Consider the following 23,919-nt stretch of genomic DNA (forward strand, 5'->3'; position numbering starts at 1 on the left):
ATTTTCTGATTTATTTTCGTAATCAATTTAGATTCTTCTTAACTGCCCTGTATAAACATCACCACCGGAATCAGGGCAAATAGCAAGGGGATCAGGATAGAAAACCCGATGCCTACATTTTTGATAAGTGGCGAATATTTTTTGTGATTTAATCCCAAGGTTTGAAAGGCACTTGCAAAGCCGTGAGACAGGTGAAACGCCAAAAACCCCATACTAACCACATAGAACACTACGTAGATAATGTTAGAGTAGGCGGCTGACACAATGGAATATACATCCTTAAAGGTGCCCTCCTCGTAGGTGGCGGTAGGTAATGCACCAAACTTGAACTCATACCAAAAACCCCTTAAATGAACCAACAAAAATATCAAAAGGATGGTACCCAGTAACCCCATGTTCCGGGAAGCCCACGAGGAGTTTGCCGACGCGTCGGATACTGCGTAACCCACAGGGCGGGCCGCCTTATTGTGCCGGGTAAGCGCAACCGAATAAGCCACATGGAGCGCGATGAATACAAAATTAAATATGGACACCACTCTGATGAGTGGATTCGTGGCCATGCTTTCCGCATACATGTTAAATAGACGTCCCCCGTCATTGGCCAAGAGCTGCAGGTTCCCTGCAAGGTGCACCACTAAAAATAAGATAAGAAATAATCCGGTCAGGGCCATGATCAATTTTCTGCCCAACGTACTGTTTAAGGTTTTTGTTACCCAACTCATATGGTTTCTATTGTCTAGTTTTGATGGTTTTTTACTCAAACGCCAAATTTACGTTTGGATTCGGTACCAAACAATCAATAACAAAACGCACCTTCTTATTTTAAAACATTCTAAATAGATATTAAAACAAACTTTCATCGTATCCCTACGCATACTTCCATAACCAATCAATCCGTTTTATTGTTTGAATCAAAGAGTATAGAGAGAATACCACCTAGGTGGGCAAAAAAACCTCGATAACCAACTAAATATGAATCCTTTAAATATAAATCATCCTGAGCGATTTAATTTGATTCCGGGATTTGTTGCATTCGTTACCGAAAATGCGCCGAGTGTTTAACAGGAGGAGGGAAAAAAAACTGTTATTATTGACTTTAATTTGATATAATGGCAGACAATCTCTTAACTTAGAGTAACCATAGCAATTTTAAAAACGTTTCTAAGGGTCGAGTCGGTTCGAATAGGAGCACCGGCATACGCTAGAAGCAAAAATAGAAAGCCTTACCAATTTCGGATATGGATTTGTCCGTCTCGTTGAACTTACATAATCAAATGAGGTATAACTACTTACTTTTGGGTATTACCCTGATCCTGAGCTTGGCATATACAAATTCGTTCGCCACCCACATTCGGGCAGGAGAAATCATAGCCGAGCGAGTTTCTGTACAAACTCTCACGTATCGGATCACCGTGGTTGGATATACGGATACCCGATCGTCGGTCGAATTCGGTCCCGGTGTAATAAATTTCGGTGACGGCAGGGAAGAGCGGCTTAATACCGAAAGCGATTTTGTGCAGACAGAGACGCTGGGTGACAATATCCAAAAAAACGTATTTGTCATCACGCATACCTATCAAGGGCCGGGAAATTATACCATTCGTTTTTTGGAGTTTAACCGAAATGCGGGTACACTCAATATGGACCAATCGGTAGATACGCCTTTCTATTTGGAAACATTGATCCGTATCGATCCATTTTTAGGAGTAAACAATTCGCCGGTACTCACCATTGCCCCAGTGGATAATGGCGCAGTAAACCAAACGTACATTCACAATCCCGGTGCGTATGATCCAGATGGAGACTCGCTTGTATACGTAATGGACATCCCAAAGCAGGCATTTCAGCGCCCGGTAAACAACTACCGAAGCCCCGCTTCTGGCGAGTTTTCTTTTACCCGTCAGGACGGTTCCACACCACCGGTATTGGAGCTGGATCCCGTCACCGGAGACCTGATATGGGACGCGCCGGGGATTGCCGGTCAGTACAATATTGCATTCCGTATCGAGGAATGGCGTTTGGTGGCTGGTGAGTGGGTGCGTATTGGATACGTGCTAAGGGACATGCAGATCATCATCGAGAACACCGACAACCAACGGCCAGAGCTCATCATGCCAGATGATATCTGTGTGGAAGCCGGCACCAACATCACAGAAATTATTCAGGGATTTGACCCGGATGGGGACCCTATAAAGATCGAGATTTTTGGAGACCCGATAGAGATCACCTCGTCTCCGGCAAGCTACGCACCAGTTTCTGTATTCCAGCCTTCACCGGGCATTATTAATTTCCAATGGCAAACGGTGTGCAACCACGTTAGAGCCAGGCAATACCAAGTGCGGGTAAGAATATCGGATCAGCCCTCGTCGGGACCCTCATTGGTCGATATCAAAACTTGGAACATCACCATCGTCGGGCCGCCCCCGATAGTAGATGACATCACGCAAGGAGAAGGCAGGTCTGCCAGCCTCTCTTGGGACCCCTACAGTTGTGGGTCTTCGGCACAGACCATGCAAGTATGGAGGCGCATCAACAGCGACCCCTATGAACCAGACTCCTGTGAAGTGGGAATTCGTCCTGGTTACGATCTAGTGGGAACCACGGACATGGGAACCTTCAACTTTCAAGATACCAACGATGCGATGGGCTTGAGTCCAGGGAACACGTACTGTTACCGACTGGTGGCGAGCTACCCATCACCCCGTGGAGGGTTGAGTATCGTTTCTGAAGAAATATGTATCACCATCGATGTAGATGTGCCCATCATCACCAATGTAAGTGTGGAAAATACCGACTCAGACGATGGAGAAATATTGGTACGTTGGACCCCCCCCTACGATATTGACCAAGAACAGTTTCCCGGACCGTATCAATACCGTCTCATCCGAAACCAAGGGTTTATGGGTATGCAAAACTCCGTAAGTGTGACGACTACCTCCGACACGGTATTTGTAGATACCGGTTTGAACACGGAGAATTTGGTACACAATTATCAAGTAGTGCTTATTTCGCAGGGGGAAGAGGTTGATCAATCCAGCATGGCTTCCTCTGTTCGAGTAGAACCTACCATCATCAACGAAGCCATTGAATTGACCTGGAACTTCACCGTTCCATGGAACAACGAAATTTCCGAATTCCCGCACCTAATCTATCGGAACCGCACCGACCTAGACGCGAATGACACCGAAAATTTTTCGCTGATCGGAGAGGTGGATGTAACCTCATCGGGGTTTGTTTTTCTGGATGATGGCAGCCACAACGGCGTCACCCTAGACACAGAAAAAGAATACTGTTATTACATAGTCACCAACGGTGCGTACAATTTGGACATTCTGGAGTACCCACTCATGAACAAGTCGCAGATTGTGTGTGCGAGACCGGATGACGACAGGCTGCCCTGCCCACCCGTACTCACCTATGAAGGTCCAGAGTGCCAAGAATTCCTTTCAGACAAACCCTGCAATTTCAATGATTTCTATCATGACCTTAGTTGGGTCCCTGATTTTTCGGGCAACTGTGACACCGAGCTGAATGGATACCGGCTGTATTTCTCACCCTCCGGGGATGAAGGAACCTTCACCTTGATACGAACGTTGGCGGTGGTAGAAAATAGTACCCGGATATCTGGATTGATGGATCTTAAAGGGTGTTACTATATCACAGCCGTTGATCGGTCTGGCAATGAAAGTGATCCTTCCAACATCGTCTGCATCGACAATTGCCCCAATTACGAGCTACCGAACGTGTTTACTCCCAACGGAGACAATATCAACGACACATTCCAAGCGTTTGATAATCCATTCCCAAGGTGTCCGCGATTTGTAGATGCCGTGGAAATAAAAATCTACAACCGATGGGGGGTCCTTGTACATTCCTACAATAGCCTTTCATCTACCGAAAATAACATCTACATAAACTGGGACGGAAAAGACAGTGATGGGAGGGACCTTCCTTCAGGCACCTACTTCTACTCCGGCACGGTATTGTTTAACGTACTTGACCCTGCCCAGCGAGAAAGAAAGCTGAAGGGTACCATTCAACTGATGAAATAGGTAAGCGGGCGGAAGGTTAATCTTCCGCCCGTTTTACCATTACCTTCTGAGAAGCAACCTTTTAGTCATACACCAATTTTTAGAGCTATTTCCGTTCAGATCATATTCTTCGGTCAATTCCGCACTTTTAGTTATCTTCACCATATCTTACTACTTATCATCATTTGCATACTCATTAAAACTCTTGCTATTTTATGAAAGCACACGACAAGAAAAGCCAATCTAGCCTAACCCCACAGGACGCCCTCGACTACCTAAAAGAAGGTAATAACCGATTCATCAATAACCTCCGGGCGAATCGAAACCTACTACAGATGGTCAATGAAACCTCTGACGGACAGTGGCCTTTTGCGGTAATACTGAGTTGTATCGATTCACGAACAGCTACTGAGTTAATTTTTGATCAAGGATTGGGTGACGTATTCAGCGTGAGAGTAGCGGGCAATGTGGTAAACGAAGATGTTCTCGGAAGCATGGAGTATGCCGTAAAATATGCTGGCTCAAAATTGGTCGTCGTATTGGGACACACCAAATGTGGTGCGGTAACCGCCGCTTGCAGCAAAGTGAAAGATGGGAACATCACGGCCCTAATGCACAAAATAAAACCGGCAATCGATAAAGAAACGAGTATAAAGGAAGATAGGGATGGAAAAAACAGTGCTTTTGTGGAAAAAGTAGCCACACTTAACGTCCTGCATGCCATCGAGGAAATCCGCGAGCGAAGTGAGATTATTGCAGGGATGGAACGAGAAGGCAAAATCATGATCACTGGCGGCGTCTATGACGTAGAAACCGGCTTGGTAGACTTCTTTGAAGATTAGATATTCCTGTGACTGTCTATCAAAATCGGTAGTTTCACCTTAAAAAGGTCCCGTTTACTGCTTTTTTCAGTAAATTTGTCGGCTTATTTTCCAAACAAACCATCCAGTATGAAAGCATTTGTTTTTCCGGGCCAAGGAGCCCAATTTCCCGGCATGGGTAAAGACCTCTATGCACAAAATCCGAAAGCCAAAGAGCTGTTTGAGCAGGCCAATGAAATTTTGGGATTCAAAATAACAGACATCCTATTTGAAGGAAGCGACGAAGCCCTTAAGCAGACAAATGTAACCCAGCCCGCGATTTTCATTCATTCGGTGATTCTGGCCAAAACAGCAGAGGAGTTTCAGCCGGATATGGTTGCCGGCCATTCACTGGGAGAGTTTTCGGCGTTAGTGGCCAATGCAGTTCTTTCGTTTGAAGATGGACTCCGTTTGGTACACCAACGTGCCCTTGCCATGCAAGAGGCCTGCGAGATTAATCCATCCACCATGGCCGCTATTTTGGGCCTTGCCGACGATGTAGTAGAGGAAATCTGTGCCTCCATTACCACAGACATCGTAGTTCCTGCAAACTACAATTGTCCGGGCCAACTGGTGATATCCGGCACAAAACAAGGAGTGGATCTCGCCTGCAATAAAATGCTGGAAGCTGGGGCAAAACGGGCAGTACTGCTTCCCGTAGGCGGCGCATTTCACTCTCCATTAATGGAACCTGCTAGGGTAAAACTACAAAAGGCCATCGAAAACACCCCATTCACATCCCCTTCCTGCCCGGTGTACCAGAACGTAAGTACCACCGGTGTTACAGACGTGGAAGCCATCAAAGCAAACCTCATAGCACAATTGACGGCCCCCGTTAAGTGGACCCAATCCGTAGAACAAATGGTGAAAGATGGCGCTACCCATTTTGTGGAGTGTGGGCCGGGAAAGGTCCTACAAGGATTGGTCAAAAAAATTCACCGAAGCGCTGAGGTATCCGGACTATAACTATCCGGCAGAATCAAGAAGCTACTCAGGAGGTAAGTGCCACTTGCTTACCTCCGTTTTATCCGCTGTGTCTTGCAACAACTCCGCCTGCGTACGCTGTAAAACCGGATGACGAAACCCTGGCATCAATTCAGCTAAAGGAACCAACGCAAATCTCCTCTGACGTATAAACGGATGCGGAATAATCAAATCCGGCAACTCCAGAACCTCGTCGTCATAATATAGGATATCGATGTCCATAGTTCGGTTCCCCCATTTCAGATCGCGAAGCCTCCCCAACGTTTGCTCTACTGATTGGCAAAATCTCAAGACTTCCATAGGTGTTTTGCTCGTCTCAAAAAGCAACACTCTATTCAAAAAATCACCCTGGGAATTCCCACCCCACGCAGCCGTCTCATAGATGCTGGACTTGGCAACTCCCTGCAACTCGGCCGACAAATACTCCTCTGCACGGCAGATATTCACGTACCTGTCACCCAAATTACCTCCTATCAACAAAACTACTTTATGCATTTAGGTGTTCTATCGGCATAGTGCCCTTTATTAAGATAAAATAGCATAAATTTGCTTTTACTAAACTACCTGGTAAACATATGAAATTTTTGAGTAATGTCCTTTCCGTCGTCGTAGGCTTGTTCGTCTTTAGTGTACTGGGGTTTTTCTTCATCGCCGGCCTGATCGCAATAGCTGCTTCCGGAGACAAGGTTTCGGTAGAGGAAAACAGCCTGCTATTCCTTAATCTGGAAGGTAAAAACATCGTCGAGCGGACCGCCGAGGATGATCTGGATTTTTCCGCCTTTCCCGGGTTTGGACCTCCACCTTCTGTCGGCTTGGTCCAGCTGAAAAGAGCCATCGCCTCCGCCGCCGAAAATGATAAAATCAAGGGCATTTACCTCAGGGCTGGGTTCCCTGTATCGGGCCAAGCCACGTTAAGAGAATTACGGGAGTCATTGGAAAAATTTAAACAAAGCGGAAAATTCATCGTCGCTTACGGCGAATATTACTCAGAAGGTGGCTACTACCTCAGCTCAGTTGCCAGTGAAGTGTACTTAAACCCCCAGGGAATGTTGGAACTCAACGGACTGGCGAGTGAGGGAATTTTCTTAAAGGGACTCTTTGAAAAAATCGGTGTGGAACCCCAAATCTTTCGTGTAGGAGATTTTAAGAGTGCCGTTGAGCCGTTTTTGCTTGACAAAATGAGCGAAGAAAGCCGGTTGCAAACGCAGGCTTATTTGAATGAAATGAACCGGGTAATCGTCGAAAGTGTCGCCACCTCCAGAAACATGGAGATGGAAACGGTCATGGATATCAGCAATAAAATGTTGGTTAAGGTAGCAAAAGATGCGCTGGATCTTAAACTTGTGGATGGGCTATGGTACGACGATCAAGTAATGGATTTGCTCCGCGAAAAACTTGAACTCAAAGAAGACGTTAAGATCAAAACGATCAATGTCACAAATTTGAATCAGGCTACTCCTTCGAAAAACCGACTTTCGAAAAACCGCGTAGCAGTACTGTTCGCCGAGGGTGAAATCGTCGGAGGACGGGACGAGCGCCAAATCAGCTCGGAGCATTTTCTACAGGAAATCCGAAAACTGAAAAAAAATAAGGACATCAAGGCGGTGGTACTGCGTATCAATTCGCCTGGAGGATCTGCCCTAGCCTCCGAAGTGATCTGGAGGGAACTTATGGAGCTCAAGGAGGAGAAGACACTGGTAGCTTCTATGTCTGACCTAGCAGCCTCAGGAGGTTATTACATTGCCGCCGCAGCGGATGAGATATTTGCACAGCCCAATACGCTAACCGGATCCATAGGGATTTATGGTGTGTGGTTCAATGCCAAGGAACTCTTGAACCAAAAAATGGGCATCACCACCGATGTAGTCAAAACAGGCGAGCTCTCTGACTTTCCGAGCCTTTTCCGATCCATGCGCCCAGAAGAAGCTGCGATTTATCAGCAGATCGTGGAAGATGGCTACGATACCTTTGTGACCCGTGTGGCTGACGGTAGGGAAATGCCAAAATCAGAAGTGATGAATATAGCGTCGGGTCGGGTATGGAGCGGCCAACAAGCCCATTCAAACGGTTTGGTAGATCAACTAGGGACATTGGAGGATGCCGTTGGTTGGGCTACTAAGGAAGCCGGTATCGCGGACGATTTTCGGGTAGTATACTATCCGGAACAAAAAAGCTGGATAGAGCAACTTTTGAGTGACCTCAGCCGAGACGTACAGAGTGCTTACCATAGCTACAAGCTTGGAGTCCCAGTAGAAATATGGAACCAATGGGAACGACTTAAAAAAATGGAAGGACCCGTTGCAAGAATGCCCTATTTCCTTGAAATACGTTGATTCCCGAACAGATCGGCTTCAAACCAAACTTAATTCCAAAAAATTGACAGATGTTGTAGAAAATTCCGCAAAATAAACTACCTTTGGTCTGAGTTTTAGCATCAAGTACCATGAAAGTTCAGCGTCCTTTGTATCGTTTTTTATGTGTTTCGTCGTTTGTATTGACTTCGTTTAGCATACATAAGGCCGCCCACGGGCAAACATCTTCTCCCAGCTTGCCTACCTATTCCATTTGCTACGAAAAGTCAAATTCCGGGAACGATAAATCCCCGCACCTCATGCAATTGCTCGAATTTCACGAGCTGGATATCATCGGTCCAATGAAGGGCATCTTCAGCGAAACTGACAGCGAAACGGACCAGCATGTCAACACCACAAAATTCCCATCTATGGAATCAGGTGATGCAGATAAAGCACAGGCTGTATTTTACAATCCAGATAAGTTTCAATTGTTGGATCACGACTCCTTCACCATTACCCATCGTGCCAAATCAGCTGAAAAAGGAAACCACGTGAACACGCGAACATGTGATTGGGGAAAGTTTAAAAACCTAGAGGATGATCGGTTGTTTTATGTATTCAATGTGCAGTCTATTCCAAATACGGCGGCGGATGAAAAGAAACTAATCCTAGAGAAAATCCGACAGATCAATAAGGAAGGCCTTCCCTACATCCTTACCGGAGATTTTTATGACACCAAGCCAGGTTTACCTACCATCAACAGCATCCACAACCCCGCTTCGCCGGACGACCTGAAAGAAAGTGTCTCGATGAAATCAGCAGGATAAAGAAGAAGAGATCACTTTTCTCCTCTCCAACCAAACTATTACCGAATACTTTTCCGCACTGTGCCAATCAGAGATTTGGCTGGCTAGATGTGCCTCCAGTTGTTATTGGGACAAAATAGGGTTCCGGTTGCCATAAAACCCATATTTGTATTAATTTTGCCCCTCTAAAAAACAAGCTCGCATGTCTTTATCTACGAAGTACGATCCCCGTTCTGCGGAATCCAAATGGTATCACTATTGGATGGAAAACAGGCATTTCTCCTCACAGGTTGATTACAACAAAGAACCTTTTTCTATCGTCATTCCTCCGCCAAATGTCACGGGAGTACTGCATATGGGGCATATGCTAAATAATACCATTCAAGACATTTTGATTCGAAAGGCTCGAATGGAGGGTAAAAATGCATGTTGGGTCCCTGGCACCGACCACGCCTCTATTGCTACCGAGGCCAAAGTAGTCGCTATGCTGAAAGATCAGGGAATCGACAAAAAAAGCCTGTCACGAGAGGAATTTCTTACCCATGCATGGGAATGGAAAGAGAAATACGGAGGTATAATCCTAGAGCAACTCAAAAAGCTTGGGGCCTCCTGCGATTGGGATCGGACCAGATTTACGATGGACGATGACCTGAGCGAGTCCGTAATTCATGTATTTGTGGACCTCTATAAAAAAGGGAAAATATACCGGGGAATACGGATGGTCAACTGGGATCCTAAAGGAAAAACCGCTCTTTCGGATGACGAGGTAATTTTTAAGGAAGTTCCTTCTAAGCTTTATTACATAGCATACCAACTAGAGGGGAGCGATGAAAAGCTTACCATTGCCACCACCCGACCAGAGACGATCATGGCAGATGTCGCGATATGTGTGCATCCTGAAGACGAGCGTTTTCAGCACCTAAAAGGTAAAAATGCGCTTATTCCTTTGATCAATCGACCTATTCCCATCATCCAAGACGAGTACGTGGACCGGGAGTTTGGCACGGGATGTCTGAAAATCACCCCTGCCCACGACATCAACGACTACGAAATCGGCATGCGACACCAATTGGAGGTGATAGACATCCTCCATGATGATGGCACACTGAACGAAAAAGCTCAGATACTTGTCGGAGAGGATCGGTTTATTGCACGGAAGAAGATTGCCAAAATGCTTCAGGAAGCCGGTCAATTGGTCCAAGTAGAAGATTATACGTCTAACATAGGTCACTCGGAGCGCACAGACGCCGTAATCGAGCCCAGACTTTCCATGCAGTGGTTCTTGCAAATGAGCGAAATCACCAAGCCGGCATTGGCCGCGGTGATGGAGGACCAAGTGAAGCTTTTCCCTCCAAAGTTCAAGAACATGTACCGCAGTTGGATGGAAAATGTACGGGACTGGTGCATCTCCCGACAACTATGGTGGGGGCACCGCATTCCGGCATTCTACCTACCAAACGGAGAGTTTATCGTAGCACAATCCGCCTCCGAAGCCCTCGAGCAAGCTAACAAACGGGGAGATAGAATCTATACGCTGGAGGATCTACGTCAGGACGAAGATGTACTGGACACCTGGTTTTCTTCTTGGCTTTGGCCCATCTCGGTGTTTGATCCTGATTTCTTCCGGACGGGAGAAAAGAACGCCGACCTAACCTACTATTACCCTACCAACGACTTGGTCACCGCCCCCGAGATCCTATTTTTCTGGGTTGCCCGAATGATTATCGCCGGATATGAATACTTGGGCGAAAAACCCTTTAAAAACGTTTACCTGACGGGTATTGTCCGGGATAAGCTGGGAAGAAAGATGTCCAAATCCTTGGGCAATTCCCCAGATCCTCTGGAGCTTATTCAGAACTATGGTGCCGATGGGGTAAGAACCGGCATGCTGTTTAGCTCGCCAGCAGGCAATGATCTTCCCTTTGATGAAAAATTGGTCGAGCAGGGCAGAAACTTTTCCAACAAGATATGGAATGCTTTCCGGCTGATCAAAGGATGGGAAGTAGAAAGTCAAACCATCAATAAGGAGAATGACGCGGCTATTCGCTGGTTTGAAAGCAGGTTTGAACAAGCATTGCTGGAAATTGAAGACCACTTCAGCAAATACCGTATTTCCGATGCCTTACTAAGTACTTACAAGCTGGTATGGGACGATTTCTGCTCTTGGTACCTGGAGATGATCAAACCACCCTATCAAGCACCCATAGACCAACGTACCTACGAACAAACCATCGTGTTTTTGGAAGATATCCTCAAGCTGCTGCATCCCTTTATGCCCTTTATTACAGAGGAAATCTGGCAGCAGCTTAAGCCCCGAGAACCAAAGCATGCACTCATCGTTACAGCTTGGCCTGAAAAGAAATCTTTCGACACCGCCATCATCGATGAGGCCCAACACATTTTCGAAACAGTCTCCCAAATCCGGAATATTCGTGCATCGAAAGGTCTGTCTCCCAAGGAAACCTTTGAGCTCACCGTGAAAACCGAGTCACCCGAAGTCTATATGGTATTCGAGAGCGTGCTGAAAAAGCTGGCTAACTTGGCCGCTATTCACTTCGCAGATACCGTAGATAATGCGGTGAGCTTCGTCGTTAAGGGAGACGAGTGCTACATTCCACTTGGGGAGCAAATTGATTTGGCCAAGGAAAAAGAAAACCTGATGAAAGAGCTGGAGTACAGCAAGGGCTTCCTAATGTCTGTGAAAAAGAAACTCTCCAACGAGCGTTTTGTGGCTGGTGCACCCGCAGCGGTGGTAGAAAACGAAAAGAAAAAACAAGCCGATGCCGAATCAAAAATAAAGGCGTTGGAAGAGTCTCTTTCCAAGCTGGGATAAAGCGATAGGTCACCGCGCATCCTTTTTGGTTCAGAAAAGGATGCGCACTCCATCACCTACCTCCTTGAAAAAACACCGTAGTCTCCTCCTAGTCAATTCGTATGGCTAAAGAAGTTGCTATAGCCGAATTACCGCGATTGACCAATCCAAGAGGGCGATTAAAGATGGGCTCAGGACTGATAAAACGCCGTCCCTCTACCCTGATCATTGCCTTTTGCGTAATGTGGTAATCTAAATTAAGGGAAAAACCAGAAACCTTCAGTCCGTCTGATAGGATAACACCCGCAGGATCTGCATAATACTCCGCCCGAATGGCGCCCTGAATTTGGTCGGTCAGTGATGTACGCATCGAGGCAGTCACGCCAAACCACCGATTAAACCGGTTTGCGGCAAGTTTTTGTTCTGTTCCGTGGTCAAACCCTATGGTGACGTCCAGAAAATCTCCGGTACGTTGTAAATAGAAGTTTTGAAAAAAGCGGTAGCGAGTCAGCGGTTGCGGATACTCGTTTCCCAGGTAATTTGCGTAGTTTATCTCCAATCGATCACTGGGATGGTAATTCAGTCCAATCCCAATTCCCAAGGATTGGTTTCGGTTGGTACGTTGCACATTTTGCCAACCATTTGTCAACCAAAGCGTAGCATCCAAATCGGAGAGGGCCTCATAGGTAACCCGTACGCCGGTCAAAAAATAGGGCGAGTTCTCCGCCAAAAGCGACCGGGAAAGGTGCCAACAATCCGCGCCGATCGCACTTTCAAACCCAATATGGGATGGCATAACTCCCATATCCAGCCATACCTTGTCGTACAGCCTTACCCCCGCAGAAGCTTCGTATATAAACTGTGCCCAGGTGGGTTCCTCCGCTAGGTTGTATTGGGCATAATTCCCCGACATTAATTTGACGTTTGCCCGGTATGTATCGGCTTGGTAGGTAACCCCCAACAGGGCCAAATTCACCGAAAACTCGTTGTGGCGTTTGAAGTTGTACAAAAAATCCGGACGCTCGTGATTCTCAGGCCGTCCAAAATCATACAGATAGTAGCTCTCTATATACCCTGCAAAGGTCCATGTAGGCGGATCGTCCTGGCCGTAACCAACTAGGGGCCAAAACGCCAACAGCAAGAAACTAATCCGTTTGATAGCCATGAGTTATGCACAATAAACAAAACCCAGCCGGTTTGGGCTGGGTTCCTGCTGATGTTACTTCACCGTCCGAAAGGTCCTGTCGTATAACTTGATGGAATCGATGATGATTTTTTGGGCATCTTCTTTGCCGAGGAAATCCTCCACTTTAACTTCTTTATTTTCCAGCTTTTTGTAATCTTCAAAAAACCGTCTGGTTTCCTTCATCAAATAGGGCGGCAACTCGTCGATATCTTCGATATAGTTTACTGACTGATCATCGGCAGCTACCGCTATGATCTTATCGTCGGCCTCTCCACCGTCGATCATCCGCATGACACCGATAACCTTTGCCTTTACCAAGGTCATGGAGGGGATGTCAATCTGGGAAATAATCAGGATATCCAAGGGGTCATGATCCTCGCAGAAGGTCTGAGGAATAAAACCGTAATTTGCGGGGTAATGGACTGAAGAAAACAGCACCCTATCCAATAACAGCATGCCTGACTTTTTATCCAGCTCGTACTTGCCCTTACTTCCTTTGGGAATTTCGATTACACCGGTCACATATTCAGGAGCACCGTCTCCTATACTTACATCATGCCAAGGATTGATCATAAAAAAGAATTAGTAGGTTTTCATTTGCGGTTGCAAATTACCTTCTATTTGGTTGTTTACAAAAAAAATACAGCTTGAAATTGACCTAATTCCAGTATACTGTAGGAATCAGGAATCAGGCACCAAATCTGGCAGTACCACAGTAACGGTGGTTCCACTGCCCTGAATGGATTTCAGGTCCACGGTGCCTTTCATTTGTTCTACCGACTCCTTGACCATGTACAACCCAAGCCCAGATCCCACATTGCGTTGGGTGGCACGATGAAACAGATTGAAGACATCCTTCTGATGCCGCTCTTCGATACCTATTCCATTATCCGAGACGATCAGTACTGCCTGGGCTTTGGCAACCGAAATTTTGATTCCAATTCTCCTTGTGCCACTTTCCTTCTGAAATTTGTAGGCATTGCTGATGAGATTATTCAGTATCACGCGGATTTTGGCCACATCAGAATGGAAGGTAAAGTCTTGGTTTATCTCCACATGGATATCCACATCGTCGATATTCCACTTTGCACGGTAGTCGTGGAGTTGCTGCTCAAATACCTCTCTAAAATCCACGGATTCTACCTTGTTCTCCATCTTAGTGGAACGGTAGAAATCGAGCATCTTGTAGATGAAGTCATCCAGCTTAAGCGTGGCAGAGTCGATCATATCAAAATACTCCAGAATTCCCTCGTCAGAGGTCTCCATCTTCGCGAGCTTCGAAATACCGGAAATACTCATCAAGGGGCCACGCAGCTCGTGAGACAGGCTGTACACGAATTGGTTCATCTCAGAGTGCAGCTTTTGTAGCCGTTCGTTCTTCTCCCTTAGCTCCTTTTTGGCCTCATAAATCTCAGCTGCATTGATGATGGCGTTCTTTATCTGTTCCAGGTTCCAAGGTTTGTCGATAAAGCGATAAACCTCCCCCTTGTTGATGGCATCGATTACACTGGCAATGTCTGAATAGCCTGTAAGTAGTATCCGGGTGGGTAAAGGATTCACAGAAACCAGTTTTTCAAAAAACTCAACCCCGGTCATCCCAGGCATACGTTGGTCTGCAATGACTACCTCAAACTCCTGCTCGGTTGCAACCCGAAGCCCCTCTTCCGCATCACTTGCAGTATAAATCTTAAAATCGCGGCGTAAACTAGCCTTAAACGAACTCAAGTTGTTATCCTCATCGTCAATATACAGCACGTTTATCTTCCGCTCCATCTATCCGCTAATTTTGTTTAATAGGCAGGGTAATGATAAAATTAGTCCCCCTATCTGGCGATGACTCTACCACTATAGACCCCTTGTGATTTTCAATAATAGTATATACTATTGACAATCCCAACCCAGTGCCCTTTCCTACCGGCTTTGTGGTGAAAAATGGCTCAAATATCTTCTCACGAACGTGTTCTGGCATGCCGGGACCATTATCTCCAATTTCTATGACTACTTGGTCACTGACGTGCGACGTCTTAAGCGTAAGCTGAGGTGACTTCCCCTCCATCGGATGATCCAACATCGCATGGATTGCGTTGCTGATAATATTCATAAACACCTGGTTTATCTTGCCGGCAAGGCATTCTACTTGAGGTAGCTCGCTGTATTCCTTTTTGATCGCTATCCTTCCGGCCATTGAGCTGTTAAGCAGGATCAAGGTGCTTTCGAGTCCATCATGAATATCCACTTCTTTGACATCCTGCTCGTCTATTCGAGAGAACAGCTTCAAACCCCTCACTATTTCCACGGTTCTCTTGGCTCCATCTTCCATACCCGCCAACAGCTGATTTACCTCATCGAGCAGATAGTCTAACTCCAAATCCTCTTCCAGATCTTTCACTTCCGATTTGCTGGACTCTGAGAATTCCAATTCTCCCTTTTCGCGATACAGATCCATCAGCTCCAAAATATCCTTTATATCCCGCTTTAATGGGGATATATTCGAGCTCACGAAATTTATCGGGTTATTGATCTCATGTGCGATGCCAGCAGTCAATTGACCCAAAGAAGCCATTTTTTCCTGATTGACCAACTGTGTTTGTGTATCCTTCAAGTTCTTCAGTGTTTGCTCCAGTTCCTTCGTCCTGGATTTAACCATGTCCTCCAAATACACATTTTGCTCTTTAATCAGTCGCTCGTTTTCCTTTAGTGCTTCCAATTTGTCGTGCTGTTCCTTTTCCTTTTCCTTTTTCAGGATGTTAATTTTATCTGCCAACGCAAAGGAAAGTAAGAGTGCTTCAATGGCGGTTCCCGATAGCATCGGAAGGTTTGCATAGGCTCCCAAGTCAATGACTCCCTGATTGTTCAGGATCAACAAGGCCAATCCAACCAGCAAAAAAGTCCATGCCAACAGAAAGAAATAGGCCGATCGATCTCCCTTACTGGCCACATACCCTCCAATGGAAAAGAAAGCTACCACTAACAATAGTCCGCTCACATCCACAATGGAATAACTTACCTCCACCAGCCCCAACAACCTCAGAAAAAACGCTACAAAATAAAATACAACGATGACGTATAGGTATTTTCCAATCTTTGGGACGTAGAGCGAAGTTTTCAGAAATAACTGGAAAAATGGTATCACAAAAATGCTGGAAAGTGCCGTAAACCCGACCATGCTGACCTCGTAAAGGTAGGCATTGTGTCCGAGGATGAAGAAAGAATAGCCGGACAGAGACAACTGTGCCAAGCCAATAAACAGGATATAGAAACAGTAGAATAAATATACCTTATCTAAGATTGAAAAAAATAGGATTAAATTGTAGAGAAATAACGCTACCATAATTCCCGCATACACACTGATAATTACGGTCCGTTTGGAGTTATTCTCTAAAAACACCCGGTTCTCGTACACATTGATCGAAAATTCCACCGGCATAACAGAGTGGATTTCAAAGACCAAATAATCCGATTGCTCAAAGCCAGTATGGAGTCGAAAATATAAATTCGGTGACCGTAAATCATTTTCTTCTGGCAGTAGGGTACCAGACCTACCAGCGAATCGGTAGTTTCCATCCGTATCAACAAAATACATGGTGGCCTGCCGTATATCACTGTTGCTGAATTCAATAAAATACTCGGAGTCTCCTTTAAGACCATCTAATTCACCTAAATCCACCAAAACGGAAAGCGGGCCTTGGATGACTCCCAGCGAAACTTTACTATCCAATTGCCGGTCAAAATCCCCCGCATCAAACTTGCCTGACTCGTTAACACGACCGAAAAAATAGTTGTACTGCTGGAATGTCATGCCTTCCCCACTACCAAAAACCCCCAATAGATAAAATGTGGGAACGATCACCAAGAGAATCAACACGAGCGTCAAACCGGTGTTTAGGAAATTGGAATACTTTTTTTTCATTGATTTGGTTTAGGTATCTGTAATTCAAACTGTAACTCCATCTTTCCTCTTGGTCCCGTCTCCACCGTGTTAAAGCTCATTTTTTTTCTCAAATCAAAGATGTACTCCTTCTCGACTTCGTTCGCATGAGGGAGATGATCGATATCGACAATTTCCAATGCCGTCGCGATTAGACCCTCCTTGGGATAATAGAACGACCCGTTGTCCCCCAAAGACGAAATTACCTCGTATCCAACGCTTTTTGATATACTGAGAGTAACAGGCGAACTAAGACCAAATAATTTCTTCAGTCTCAACTGTGGGAGAATGGCGATACCTACTCTGACCAGGTAAATGCTTCCGATCCCATAACCAGCCACCTCCCGACTATTCCAAAGTCCACAATACTCAGCTACCTCGAGATCTTTGTATTCAGACAGGTAGTCAACTACTTTAGGGTCAATATCCTGTATTGCCGTTTCAAAGGGCAGGGGAAAATGCTCTGTTCGAAGCTGAATTCGGCCACCGCCCAATACTCTGAAATCCTCCATTGATTCAAATAAAATCAGGTATACATGGGGATTCAGCGCCCACGACCGATCGGCAGATGTCACTTTCGTAATTCCATAGGATTCCAGTACCTTATGATGACCATAGATATACTTTTCTGTTGCTTCCACATCATCAATGGCCCTGACTATCCTAACTCTTACCTTCATGGGAATTGAATAATGACTCCAAGTCTAAATAATACCTTCCTGATGTAACTTTTTGATCTAACAGTATCATCCTACATAATTGGCTACATGCTGCCCCCCCCATAATGACGGAAGAGGCCAACTGTGGCCAGGTGGTTATTGTCTTGCCTATTTGGGTAAAGCTGTATTTTGCCCTTTCTGAAAGATTCTCAAACTCCAATAATCCCATCATGATCGCCTTGCCATTCTCCGTCAATTGACAGGATAGTTTGCTTTCTTCACCAAATTCACGCAACAGTCCATGAAAAATGGCTCTGTCAGATTCTAGATCAAACCGCTCCACATCCATCATTCCCCTATCACTTGTGTCCATTAAAACCGGAATCCGTAGGGACTTGGCCATCATCCTGCTGCTGATCTTAACGGGTAGGCTGTCACACTCCTCGACGAGAATGTCTAATTCTCCCCCCAAGGTAAAAAAATCACGCATATTTTGTTCATTTATTCCGTCATTATATAGGGTGATTTTTAAATACGGATCAATTTCTGCTATTTCTCTGGCGACAATATACGTTTTTTTGAGTCCCAAATTAAATAAACCTGTTCGAATCCTATTTAGGTTACTCAAATCTAATGTATCAAAATCTGCTATTCTTAACTCTCCGAAGCTGCGCTCCATAGCTAAGCTCAGCGCAACACTTTGTCCGACTGAAAGGCCGATTATACCAATCTTCTTTTGAGACAATATCTCTTGTTCTTCCGGTGTGATCTTAAACTGATTTCTTGATGTACGCATTCGAACAAACTCCGGCTCTGCCAGTATATGTACCATCGTATTACGCCATGGATACCAAACCCAGTTTCCAAAGTCCTCTAAACGGAAACCTTTTAGGTAGTCCCTCCGATAAGCCCTGTAGTCTCCCTCTACAAGTAGTTTAGAAGGATGGTCGATCTTGATGAGTTCGTCAAGCTGCCGCTCGATCTCATCCACGACTATTATTCCTTTTTTCTGTAAAAAATTTTCGATCTTCTCTTTATCTAGCGGCGACCGAGGCGAAAAAATCTGTGGCTTATAACCACAGGCCGACTCCCCTGCTTTCTCCGATTCATTCATATGATGTAATGTGTGTTAATAGGGTGATAACAGGAGTAAAGTTATAGGTTTGTAATCATAAATAGACCTTGATTCAAAAAAAAGCTCGCTTTTTTTGACCAAACTTAATAGATTTACCGAAATGAACGTTTACGCTCAAGTATAAACGAACCCATTACCTACCTCTTCACTGAAATTCAAAATACAAAAAAATATGTTAAGGCATTTGTATTTAAAAGGCTATTGCTTTACTATTTGATGGCTTATAACGATATTTAGCACATGGAGAGAGAGAAGATCAGGGTCTTGTATGTAGATGACGAGGTAAATAACCTACAAGCCTTTAAGGCTACCTTTCGAAGGGATTACAAAATTTTTTTAGCTGAATCCGCTAATGACGGCCGTCAAATCCTTTTAAATGAAGAAATTGACATCATTATCACCGATCAACGCATGCCGGAAGAAAACGGAGTGGATTTTTTAAAATCTATTATACCCTTGCATCCGGAACCTATGCGAATACTATTGACGGGTTATACGGATGTACAGGCGGTGATTGATGCCATCAACAAAGGAAAGGTTTACCATTACCTAACCAAGCCGTGGGAGGAAGATTACCTCCGCACCGTGGTAAAAAATGCCTACGAAGTGTATTCCCTGAGAAAAGAAAACAAACAGCTAACAGACAGCTTGATCAAGGCAAACGATCAGCTAGAGTTTCTCCTTCGGCAAAACCTACTTTCCTGACTTCGAGCTAATACCTGGCGGCTAGTAATAGCTGTAGCTCTTTGTGTGCCATACCAAATTTTCTGGCCAAATGAGCATTTGTCAAACTACCCCTGTAGGCATAGACGCCCTTCATAAACCACTTATAATTAAAAATCATTTCCTCAGCACCTCCTAGATCTGCCATCTGAAGCAGCATTGGCGTAAAAATATTGCTAAAGGAAAACGAGGCCGTCCGCGCCACCCTCGATGCAATATTAGGCACACAATAATGAGTTACTCCATGCTTGTAGTAGACAGGGTCCTCATGGGTGGTAGGCTCAGCCGTCTCAATACAGCCTCCCTGATCGATGCTCACATCGATGATAATGGAGCCTTCCATCATTTGCGATACCATATCCTCGGATACTACCATCTTGGCCCTGCCGCGCTCTGCCCTCAACGCACCTATTACCACATCCGCCTCCCGCAAAGCCTGGCACAAGGTAAAATTATCAATGGTAGAAGTGAAAACCTGCTGCCCTAGTAGTTGTTTGATCCTTCTCAACTTGTAGAGCTGATTATCAAAAATCTTGATACTGGCACCCAATCCAAGTGCGGTTCTTGCGGCATACTCTGCCACCGTTCCCGCACCGATAATCACCACCTGCGTAGGAGGCACACCGGTAATTCCTCCTAGAATAAGCCCTTTTCCTCCATTTACACTACTCAGGTACTCTGCAGCAACAAGCATCACCGTGCTTCCTGCAATCTCACTCATGGCCCTTACCACAGGCATTCCACCAACTTTGTCTTCCAAATATTCGAATGCGGCGGCAGTAATCTTCTTCTGATTGAGTGCGTGGATAAAATCTGCGGATTGATTTCCAATCTGCAGAGAAGACAATAAGCAGGCACCCTGTCTCATGAATCCGATTTCCTCCACTGTGGGCGGATCGACCCGAAGCACTACCTCGGCGTCGTATGCTTCTTTCTTGGAAAAAACCACCCGCGCACCAGCATCCATATAGGCCTTGTCGGGAAACTTTGCCGCAAAACCAGCATTTGACTCAATGATTACCTCTTGCCCGTTATTAACAAGGAGACCTACGGCTTCGGGAGTCAGTAGGACACGCTTCTCATGTTCGGCGTTCTCCTTCGGAATACCAATAATCACCTTCTTTTTCGCCTTGCCTGTGCGCTCCAATGACTCTTTGGGAATAGCTCCCGTTTGTGCCGCTATCTCGGCGAGTTCCATTTGCGATGCCATGCTACCAAATTGTTATTTCCCTACTGTATTCGTCCAAGGAATGTATTGCAATGACCGCCGCATCGGAAGGGATGAGATCCGGGATCCGCTCCCCCCATTCCACCCAGCATAAACTACCACTGCCAAAGTACTCGTCTACACCCATGTCCACAGCTTCCGACTGATCTTCTATCCGGTAAAAGTCGAAATGGTAAAAGACATTTCCCTCCGTATCTCCATACTCGTTTACCAAGCCAAACGTGGGACTGCTGACGTTGTCCACTATACCCATTTGTGAAGCAATTGCCCTAATGATAGTCGTCTTCCCTGCCCCCATTGGGCCTTTAAATACCCACACATTTTTTCCTCTACAGGATTCGATGATTTCCTTGGCACAGAAATCAATGTCTTGGAGACGGGCACAGACAAATCGCTTCAAAGGCTATTTTTTAGGACTCATGTGAATGATCGGCACGATCACTTCTTCCAGTGATACACCTCCATGTTGAAAGGTGTCCTTGTAATAATTCACGTAGTAGTTGTAGTTATTAGGATAGGCAAAGAAATAGTCTTCCACAGCAAACACGTAACTGGTCGAAATATTGAATTTCGGAAGTTTCGCCTGCTCGGGTTTTGCAATCTCAAATACTTTTCCAGACTCAAAATTAAGATTTTTCCCCTGTTTGTACCTCAAATTTGTTGTAACATTTCTGTCACCGATTATTTTGTAGGGTTTGTTCACCCGTTTGGTGCCATGATCCGTCGTGATGATGACCTCTGCACCTGCATCTGCGATCTTCTTAAACAACTCAAAAAGCGAGGAGTGGGTAAACCAACTCAGCGTGAGCGATCGATACGCCGATTCATCCGGAGCAAGTTCCCGGATCATCTTCATATCCGTGCGGGCATGCGACATCATGTCCACAAAGTTATAGACCAAAACATTCAAGTCGTTTTTGAGCATGTTATTGAACTGTTCCAATACTGCCTTGCCTTGGGAAACCTGTAGGATCTTTTGATACGACGCCTTAATATTGAGGTTATTACGCTTTAGATTCACCCGAAGAAAATCCTCCTCCCGATTATTTTTTCCCTCATCGGTATCCTCTCCCTCCCACAAGTCCGGGTGAAATCTAGCCATGTCCGAAGGCATCATACCACTAAATAACGCGTTTCTCGCGTATGCAGTGGTAGTGGGAAGTATGCTGTAGTAAGAGTCATCTGCTGTCGCCACAAAGTATTCACTGAGTAATGGTTCTATGACCTCCCACTGATCCAGCCTGAGATTATCAATCACGACAAAAAACAGTGGTTTGCCTTCTTTTACCTTGGGAAAGACGTGTTTTTTCATCACCTGATGGGAAAGCACCGGTTTGGAAACCTTGGGGTCATTCAGCCAGTCTAAGTAATTTTCCTTGATGAATTTGGCGAAATTTGCATTTGCCTCGGTTTTTTGGGTTTCCAGCACCTCCTGCATACTCTTGTTCTCCGTCTCGTCAATCTCTATTTCCCAATAAATCAATTTTTTATATATCTCTGTCCACTCTTGGTGGTCGATGGCATCGTTATAGGCCATGCTGATATTCCTAAAATCCTGCTGATAGGATAGGTTTGTCTTTTCACTGATCAACTGCTTGTTTTGAAGAATTTTCTTTACCGAAAGAAAAATCTGGTTGGGATTGATTGGCTTAATGAGATAATCTGCGATCTTTCCGCCAATGGCATCGTCCATGATATGCTCCTCTTCACTTTTGGTGATCATGACCACAGGAACCTGAGGTTTAAGGATTTTGATCTGTTGGAGGGTTTCCAGTCCCGTCATGCCGGGCATCATCTCATCCAGAAAAATGATATCGAAGTTTTGCTCCTCTACCTTTTCGACCGCATCCAGACCACTATTTACTGTCACAATGTCATACCCCTTCTGCTCTAGAAACAAAATATGCGGTTTTAACAAATCAATTTCATCATCCGCCCATAATATATTGAATTTTTGCATCTCCTATTAGTTAGTTCTTTTATAGATAATACTTACTTTTGATTTCTTACTGTAAACAGCAGGTCATTGAAAAGCCACAAAATAATTAATGATCCAGTCTATGGATTTATAAATATACCTAGTGAACTGATTTTTGCAATCATAGACCATCCATGTTTCCAAAGATTACGAAGAATCAAACAGTTAGGTTTGACCGATTACGTGTACCCAGGTGCCTTACACACTAGGTTTCACCATGCCATTGGTGCCATGCACCTGATGAGCATCACGTTGGACCATCTTCGAAACAAAGGAGTGGAAATCGACGACCGGGAGTACGAGGCTGCATTGATAGCAATTCTACTGCACGATATTGGACACGGCCCTTTTTCGCACGCACTTGAATTCAGTCTTTTACAAAATATCCCACATGAAAAGCTGTCACAGCTTTTTCTTTTAGACCTAAACAAGCAATTTCACAGCCAACTGGACCTCGCTGTGAAAATTTTTAACGGAAATTATGAAAGAAGATTTTTTCACCAACTCGTAAGTAGCCAACTGGACATTGATCGATTGGACTACCTGCAACGGGATTGCTTCTTTACTGGCGTGTCTGAAGGAACCATTGGTGCAGACCGAATCATCAAAATGATGACCATCAAGGACGATCGGCTTGTGATTGAAGAAAAAGGCATTTACAGCATAGAAAACTTCCTGAGCGCACGAAGATTGATGTACTGGCAGGTGTACCTGCACAAAACCACCGTCAGCGCGGAAAAAATGCTCATCAATCTTATCCTACGGGCAAAACACCTCCGGAAATCCGGCGAAAAACTCCCCGGCTCGGAAGCACTTCTTTACTTTCTCGATAATAGCCTCACCCTTCAAGATTTCGCGGACAATAGTGAAGTATTGGCCTATTACGCAGAGTTGGATGATTTTGACGTATGGGGAGCGCTGAAGATCTGGCAAAAAAGTCGCGACCGGGTGTTGGGTAATATCGCAGCCATGTTTCTTTCCAGGAAATTATTTAAGATCACGCTTAGTAACGACGCGTTTTCGGAAGACGAGCTTCGCCAAATGATGGGTAAAACCAAGGCAAAGTTAAACCTGTCTGACGAAGAGTTGCCGTATTTCTTCACACATGGGAGCATCAGCAACCACGCATATGCTGCGAAAGAAAGCATATTTGTGCTGACAAAAAAGGGACAGGTAGTGGATGTGGCACAAGCTGCAGACCTCCCAAACATCAAAGCCATGAGCAAAATCGTAAAAAAACATTACGCTTGTCGGGCGAAAGATTTACCTTTACACTGAATTTTAAGTTAATCGTA

At 45.1% G+C, this 23,919-nt stretch carries 19 protein-coding genes; 8 read left to right on the top strand and 11 right to left on the bottom strand.

The features are described from left to right. Window positions 1–38: 38 nt before the first annotated feature. Window positions 39–722: a succinate dehydrogenase cytochrome b subunit gene (locus tag JJU34_RS17045; RefSeq protein WP_228693615.1), complete on the bottom strand. Its 684-nt coding sequence runs from the start codon at window positions 720–722 to the stop codon at window positions 39–41. Between the two features lie 552 nt (window positions 723–1,274). Between JJU34_RS17045 and JJU34_RS17050 the strand changes: the two genes are divergently transcribed. The 3 genes from JJU34_RS17050 to fabD all read left to right on the top strand — a co-directional run bounded on the left by JJU34_RS17050 (window position 1,275) and on the right by fabD (window position 5,857). Beyond that, a complete protein-coding gene (locus JJU34_RS17050) occupies window positions 1,275–4,052 on the top strand; it encodes a gliding motility-associated C-terminal domain-containing protein (RefSeq protein ID WP_228693616.1) in 2,778 nt (925 codons plus the stop codon). Window positions 4,053–4,246: 194 nt separating this feature from the next. After that, the gene (locus tag JJU34_RS17055) at window positions 4,247–4,873 is read left to right on the top strand and encodes a carbonic anhydrase family protein (RefSeq protein ID WP_228693617.1); all 627 of its coding nucleotides are present in this window, start codon (window positions 4,247–4,249) and stop codon (window positions 4,871–4,873) included. Between the two features lie 108 nt (window positions 4,874–4,981). Beyond that, on the top strand, window positions 4,982–5,857 hold the full coding sequence (gene fabD / locus JJU34_RS17060) for an ACP S-malonyltransferase (RefSeq protein ID WP_228693618.1): 876 nt from the start codon (window positions 4,982–4,984) through the stop codon (window positions 5,855–5,857). A 21-nt stretch (window positions 5,858–5,878) separates the two neighbouring features. On the opposite strand, the gene folK is transcribed toward fabD, so the two are convergent. Next, a complete protein-coding gene (gene folK / locus JJU34_RS17065) occupies window positions 5,879–6,370 on the bottom strand; it encodes a 2-amino-4-hydroxy-6-hydroxymethyldihydropteridine diphosphokinase (RefSeq protein ID WP_228693619.1) in 492 nt (163 codons plus the stop codon). A gap of 80 nt (window positions 6,371–6,450) precedes the next feature. Here folK and sppA point away from each other — a divergent pair, with 80 nt between their 5' ends. The 3 genes from sppA (at window position 6,451) to JJU34_RS17080 (ending at window position 11,808) form a co-directional block, all read left to right on the top strand. Beyond that, window positions 6,451–8,208, top strand: a complete 1,758-nt coding sequence (sppA, locus tag JJU34_RS17070; protein ID WP_228693620.1) for a signal peptide peptidase SppA — start codon at window positions 6,451–6,453, stop codon at window positions 8,206–8,208. Window positions 8,209–8,486: 278 nt separating this feature from the next. After that, the gene (locus JJU34_RS17075) at window positions 8,487–8,996 is read left to right on the top strand and encodes a hypothetical protein (protein WP_228693621.1); all 510 of its coding nucleotides are present in this window, start codon (window positions 8,487–8,489) and stop codon (window positions 8,994–8,996) included. 181 nt (window positions 8,997–9,177) lie between these two features. Continuing rightward, window positions 9,178–11,808: a valine--tRNA ligase gene (locus JJU34_RS17080; RefSeq protein WP_228693622.1), complete on the top strand. Its 2,631-nt coding sequence runs from the start codon at window positions 9,178–9,180 to the stop codon at window positions 11,806–11,808. Window positions 11,809–11,896: 88 nt separating this feature from the next. Here the strand turns inward: JJU34_RS17080 and JJU34_RS17085 are convergent, their stop codons facing one another. From JJU34_RS17085 to JJU34_RS17110, 6 genes are all read right to left on the bottom strand, one after another. Further along, complete coding sequence (locus tag JJU34_RS17085) at window positions 11,897–12,952, bottom strand: outer membrane beta-barrel protein (RefSeq protein WP_228693623.1); 1,056 nt, start codon at window positions 12,950–12,952, stop codon at window positions 11,897–11,899. A 54-nt stretch (window positions 12,953–13,006) separates the two neighbouring features. Next, the gene (locus tag JJU34_RS17090; protein WP_228693624.1) at window positions 13,007–13,546 is read right to left on the bottom strand and encodes an inorganic diphosphatase; all 540 of its coding nucleotides are present in this window, start codon (window positions 13,544–13,546) and stop codon (window positions 13,007–13,009) included. A 108-nt stretch (window positions 13,547–13,654) separates the two neighbouring features. Then, the gene (locus JJU34_RS17095; RefSeq protein WP_228693625.1) at window positions 13,655–14,746 is read right to left on the bottom strand and encodes a hybrid sensor histidine kinase/response regulator; all 1,092 of its coding nucleotides are present in this window, start codon (window positions 14,744–14,746) and stop codon (window positions 13,655–13,657) included. A gap of 7 nt (window positions 14,747–14,753) precedes the next feature. Further along, window positions 14,754–16,883: a 7TM diverse intracellular signaling domain-containing protein gene (locus JJU34_RS17100; RefSeq protein ID WP_228693626.1), complete on the bottom strand. Its 2,130-nt coding sequence runs from the start codon at window positions 16,881–16,883 to the stop codon at window positions 14,754–14,756. After that, the gene (locus JJU34_RS17105) at window positions 16,880–17,581 is read right to left on the bottom strand and encodes a hypothetical protein (protein WP_228693627.1); all 702 of its coding nucleotides are present in this window, start codon (window positions 17,579–17,581) and stop codon (window positions 16,880–16,882) included. The genes JJU34_RS17100 and JJU34_RS17105 overlap by 4 nt, the downstream gene beginning before the upstream one ends. After that, window positions 17,565–18,674, bottom strand: coding sequence for a ThiF family adenylyltransferase (locus JJU34_RS17110; protein ID WP_228693628.1), 1,110 nt, complete (start codon window positions 18,672–18,674; stop codon window positions 17,565–17,567). The genes JJU34_RS17105 and JJU34_RS17110 overlap by 17 nt, the downstream gene beginning before the upstream one ends. Window positions 18,675–18,935: 261 nt before the next feature. Between JJU34_RS17110 and JJU34_RS17115 the strand changes: the two genes are divergently transcribed. Next, window positions 18,936–19,400, top strand: a complete 465-nt coding sequence (locus JJU34_RS17115; RefSeq protein ID WP_228693629.1) for a response regulator — start codon at window positions 18,936–18,938, stop codon at window positions 19,398–19,400. 7 nt (window positions 19,401–19,407) lie between these two features. Here JJU34_RS17115 and JJU34_RS17120 read toward each other — a convergent pair whose 3' ends face one another. Genes JJU34_RS17120 through JJU34_RS17130 form a run of 3 tightly spaced genes read right to left on the bottom strand, consistent with a single transcriptional unit; the run spans window position 19,408 to window position 22,606 of the window. Then, entirely contained in the window at window positions 19,408–20,628 is a 1,221-nt protein-coding gene (locus tag JJU34_RS17120) for an alanine dehydrogenase (RefSeq protein WP_228693630.1), read from the bottom strand. A gap of 1 nt (window position 20,629) precedes the next feature. Beyond that, window positions 20,630–21,046: a tRNA (adenosine(37)-N6)-threonylcarbamoyltransferase complex ATPase subunit type 1 TsaE gene (gene tsaE, locus JJU34_RS17125; RefSeq protein ID WP_228693631.1), complete on the bottom strand. Its 417-nt coding sequence runs from the start codon at window positions 21,044–21,046 to the stop codon at window positions 20,630–20,632. 3 nt (window positions 21,047–21,049) lie between these two features. Then, on the bottom strand, window positions 21,050–22,606 hold the full coding sequence (locus JJU34_RS17130; protein WP_228693632.1) for a PglZ domain-containing protein: 1,557 nt from the start codon (window positions 22,604–22,606) through the stop codon (window positions 21,050–21,052). 66 nt (window positions 22,607–22,672) lie between these two features. Between JJU34_RS17130 and JJU34_RS17135 the strand changes: the two genes are divergently transcribed. Continuing rightward, window positions 22,673–23,902, top strand: a complete 1,230-nt coding sequence (locus JJU34_RS17135; protein ID WP_228693633.1) for an HD domain-containing protein — start codon at window positions 22,673–22,675, stop codon at window positions 23,900–23,902. The last annotated feature ends 17 nt before the right edge of the window (window positions 23,903–23,919 follow it).

This window comes from Lunatimonas sp., assembly GCF_020832325.1.
Lineage (GTDB): Bacteria > Bacteroidota > Bacteroidia > Cytophagales > Cyclobacteriaceae > Lunatimonas.

What these genes read in the sequence shown, in the direction of transcription:
- JJU34_RS17045 (WP_228693615.1), bottom strand. Translation starts at nt 722, where the DNA reads ATGAGTTGGGTAACAAAAACCTTAAACAGTACGTTGGGCAGAAAATTG.
- JJU34_RS17050 (WP_228693616.1), top strand. Translation starts at nt 1,275, where the DNA reads ATGAGGTATAACTACTTACTTTTGGGTATTACCCTGATCCTGAGCTTG.
- JJU34_RS17055 (WP_228693617.1), top strand. Translation starts at nt 4,247, where the DNA reads ATGAAAGCACACGACAAGAAAAGCCAATCTAGCCTAACCCCACAGGAC.
- fabD (WP_228693618.1), top strand. Translation starts at nt 4,982, where the DNA reads ATGAAAGCATTTGTTTTTCCGGGCCAAGGAGCCCAATTTCCCGGCATG.
- folK (WP_228693619.1), bottom strand. Translation starts at nt 6,370, where the DNA reads ATGCATAAAGTAGTTTTGTTGATAGGAGGTAATTTGGGTGACAGGTAC.
- sppA (WP_228693620.1), top strand. Translation starts at nt 6,451, where the DNA reads ATGAAATTTTTGAGTAATGTCCTTTCCGTCGTCGTAGGCTTGTTCGTC.
- JJU34_RS17075 (WP_228693621.1), top strand. Translation starts at nt 8,487, where the DNA reads ATGCAATTGCTCGAATTTCACGAGCTGGATATCATCGGTCCAATGAAG.
- JJU34_RS17080 (WP_228693622.1), top strand. Translation starts at nt 9,178, where the DNA reads ATGTCTTTATCTACGAAGTACGATCCCCGTTCTGCGGAATCCAAATGG.
- JJU34_RS17085 (WP_228693623.1), bottom strand. Translation starts at nt 12,952, where the DNA reads ATGGCTATCAAACGGATTAGTTTCTTGCTGTTGGCGTTTTGGCCCCTA.
- JJU34_RS17090 (WP_228693624.1), bottom strand. Translation starts at nt 13,546, where the DNA reads ATGATCAATCCTTGGCATGATGTAAGTATAGGAGACGGTGCTCCTGAA.
- JJU34_RS17095 (WP_228693625.1), bottom strand. Translation starts at nt 14,746, where the DNA reads ATGGAGCGGAAGATAAACGTGCTGTATATTGACGATGAGGATAACAAC.
- JJU34_RS17100 (WP_228693626.1), bottom strand. Translation starts at nt 16,883, where the DNA reads ATGAAAAAAAAGTATTCCAATTTCCTAAACACCGGTTTGACGCTCGTG.
- JJU34_RS17105 (WP_228693627.1), bottom strand. Translation starts at nt 17,581, where the DNA reads ATGAAGGTAAGAGTTAGGATAGTCAGGGCCATTGATGATGTGGAAGCA.
- JJU34_RS17110 (WP_228693628.1), bottom strand. Translation starts at nt 18,674, where the DNA reads ATGAATGAATCGGAGAAAGCAGGGGAGTCGGCCTGTGGTTATAAGCCA.
- JJU34_RS17115 (WP_228693629.1), top strand. Translation starts at nt 18,936, where the DNA reads ATGGAGAGAGAGAAGATCAGGGTCTTGTATGTAGATGACGAGGTAAAT.
- JJU34_RS17120 (WP_228693630.1), bottom strand. Translation starts at nt 20,628, where the DNA reads ATGGCATCGCAAATGGAACTCGCCGAGATAGCGGCACAAACGGGAGCT.
- JJU34_RS17130 (WP_228693632.1), bottom strand. Translation starts at nt 22,606, where the DNA reads ATGCAAAAATTCAATATATTATGGGCGGATGATGAAATTGATTTGTTA.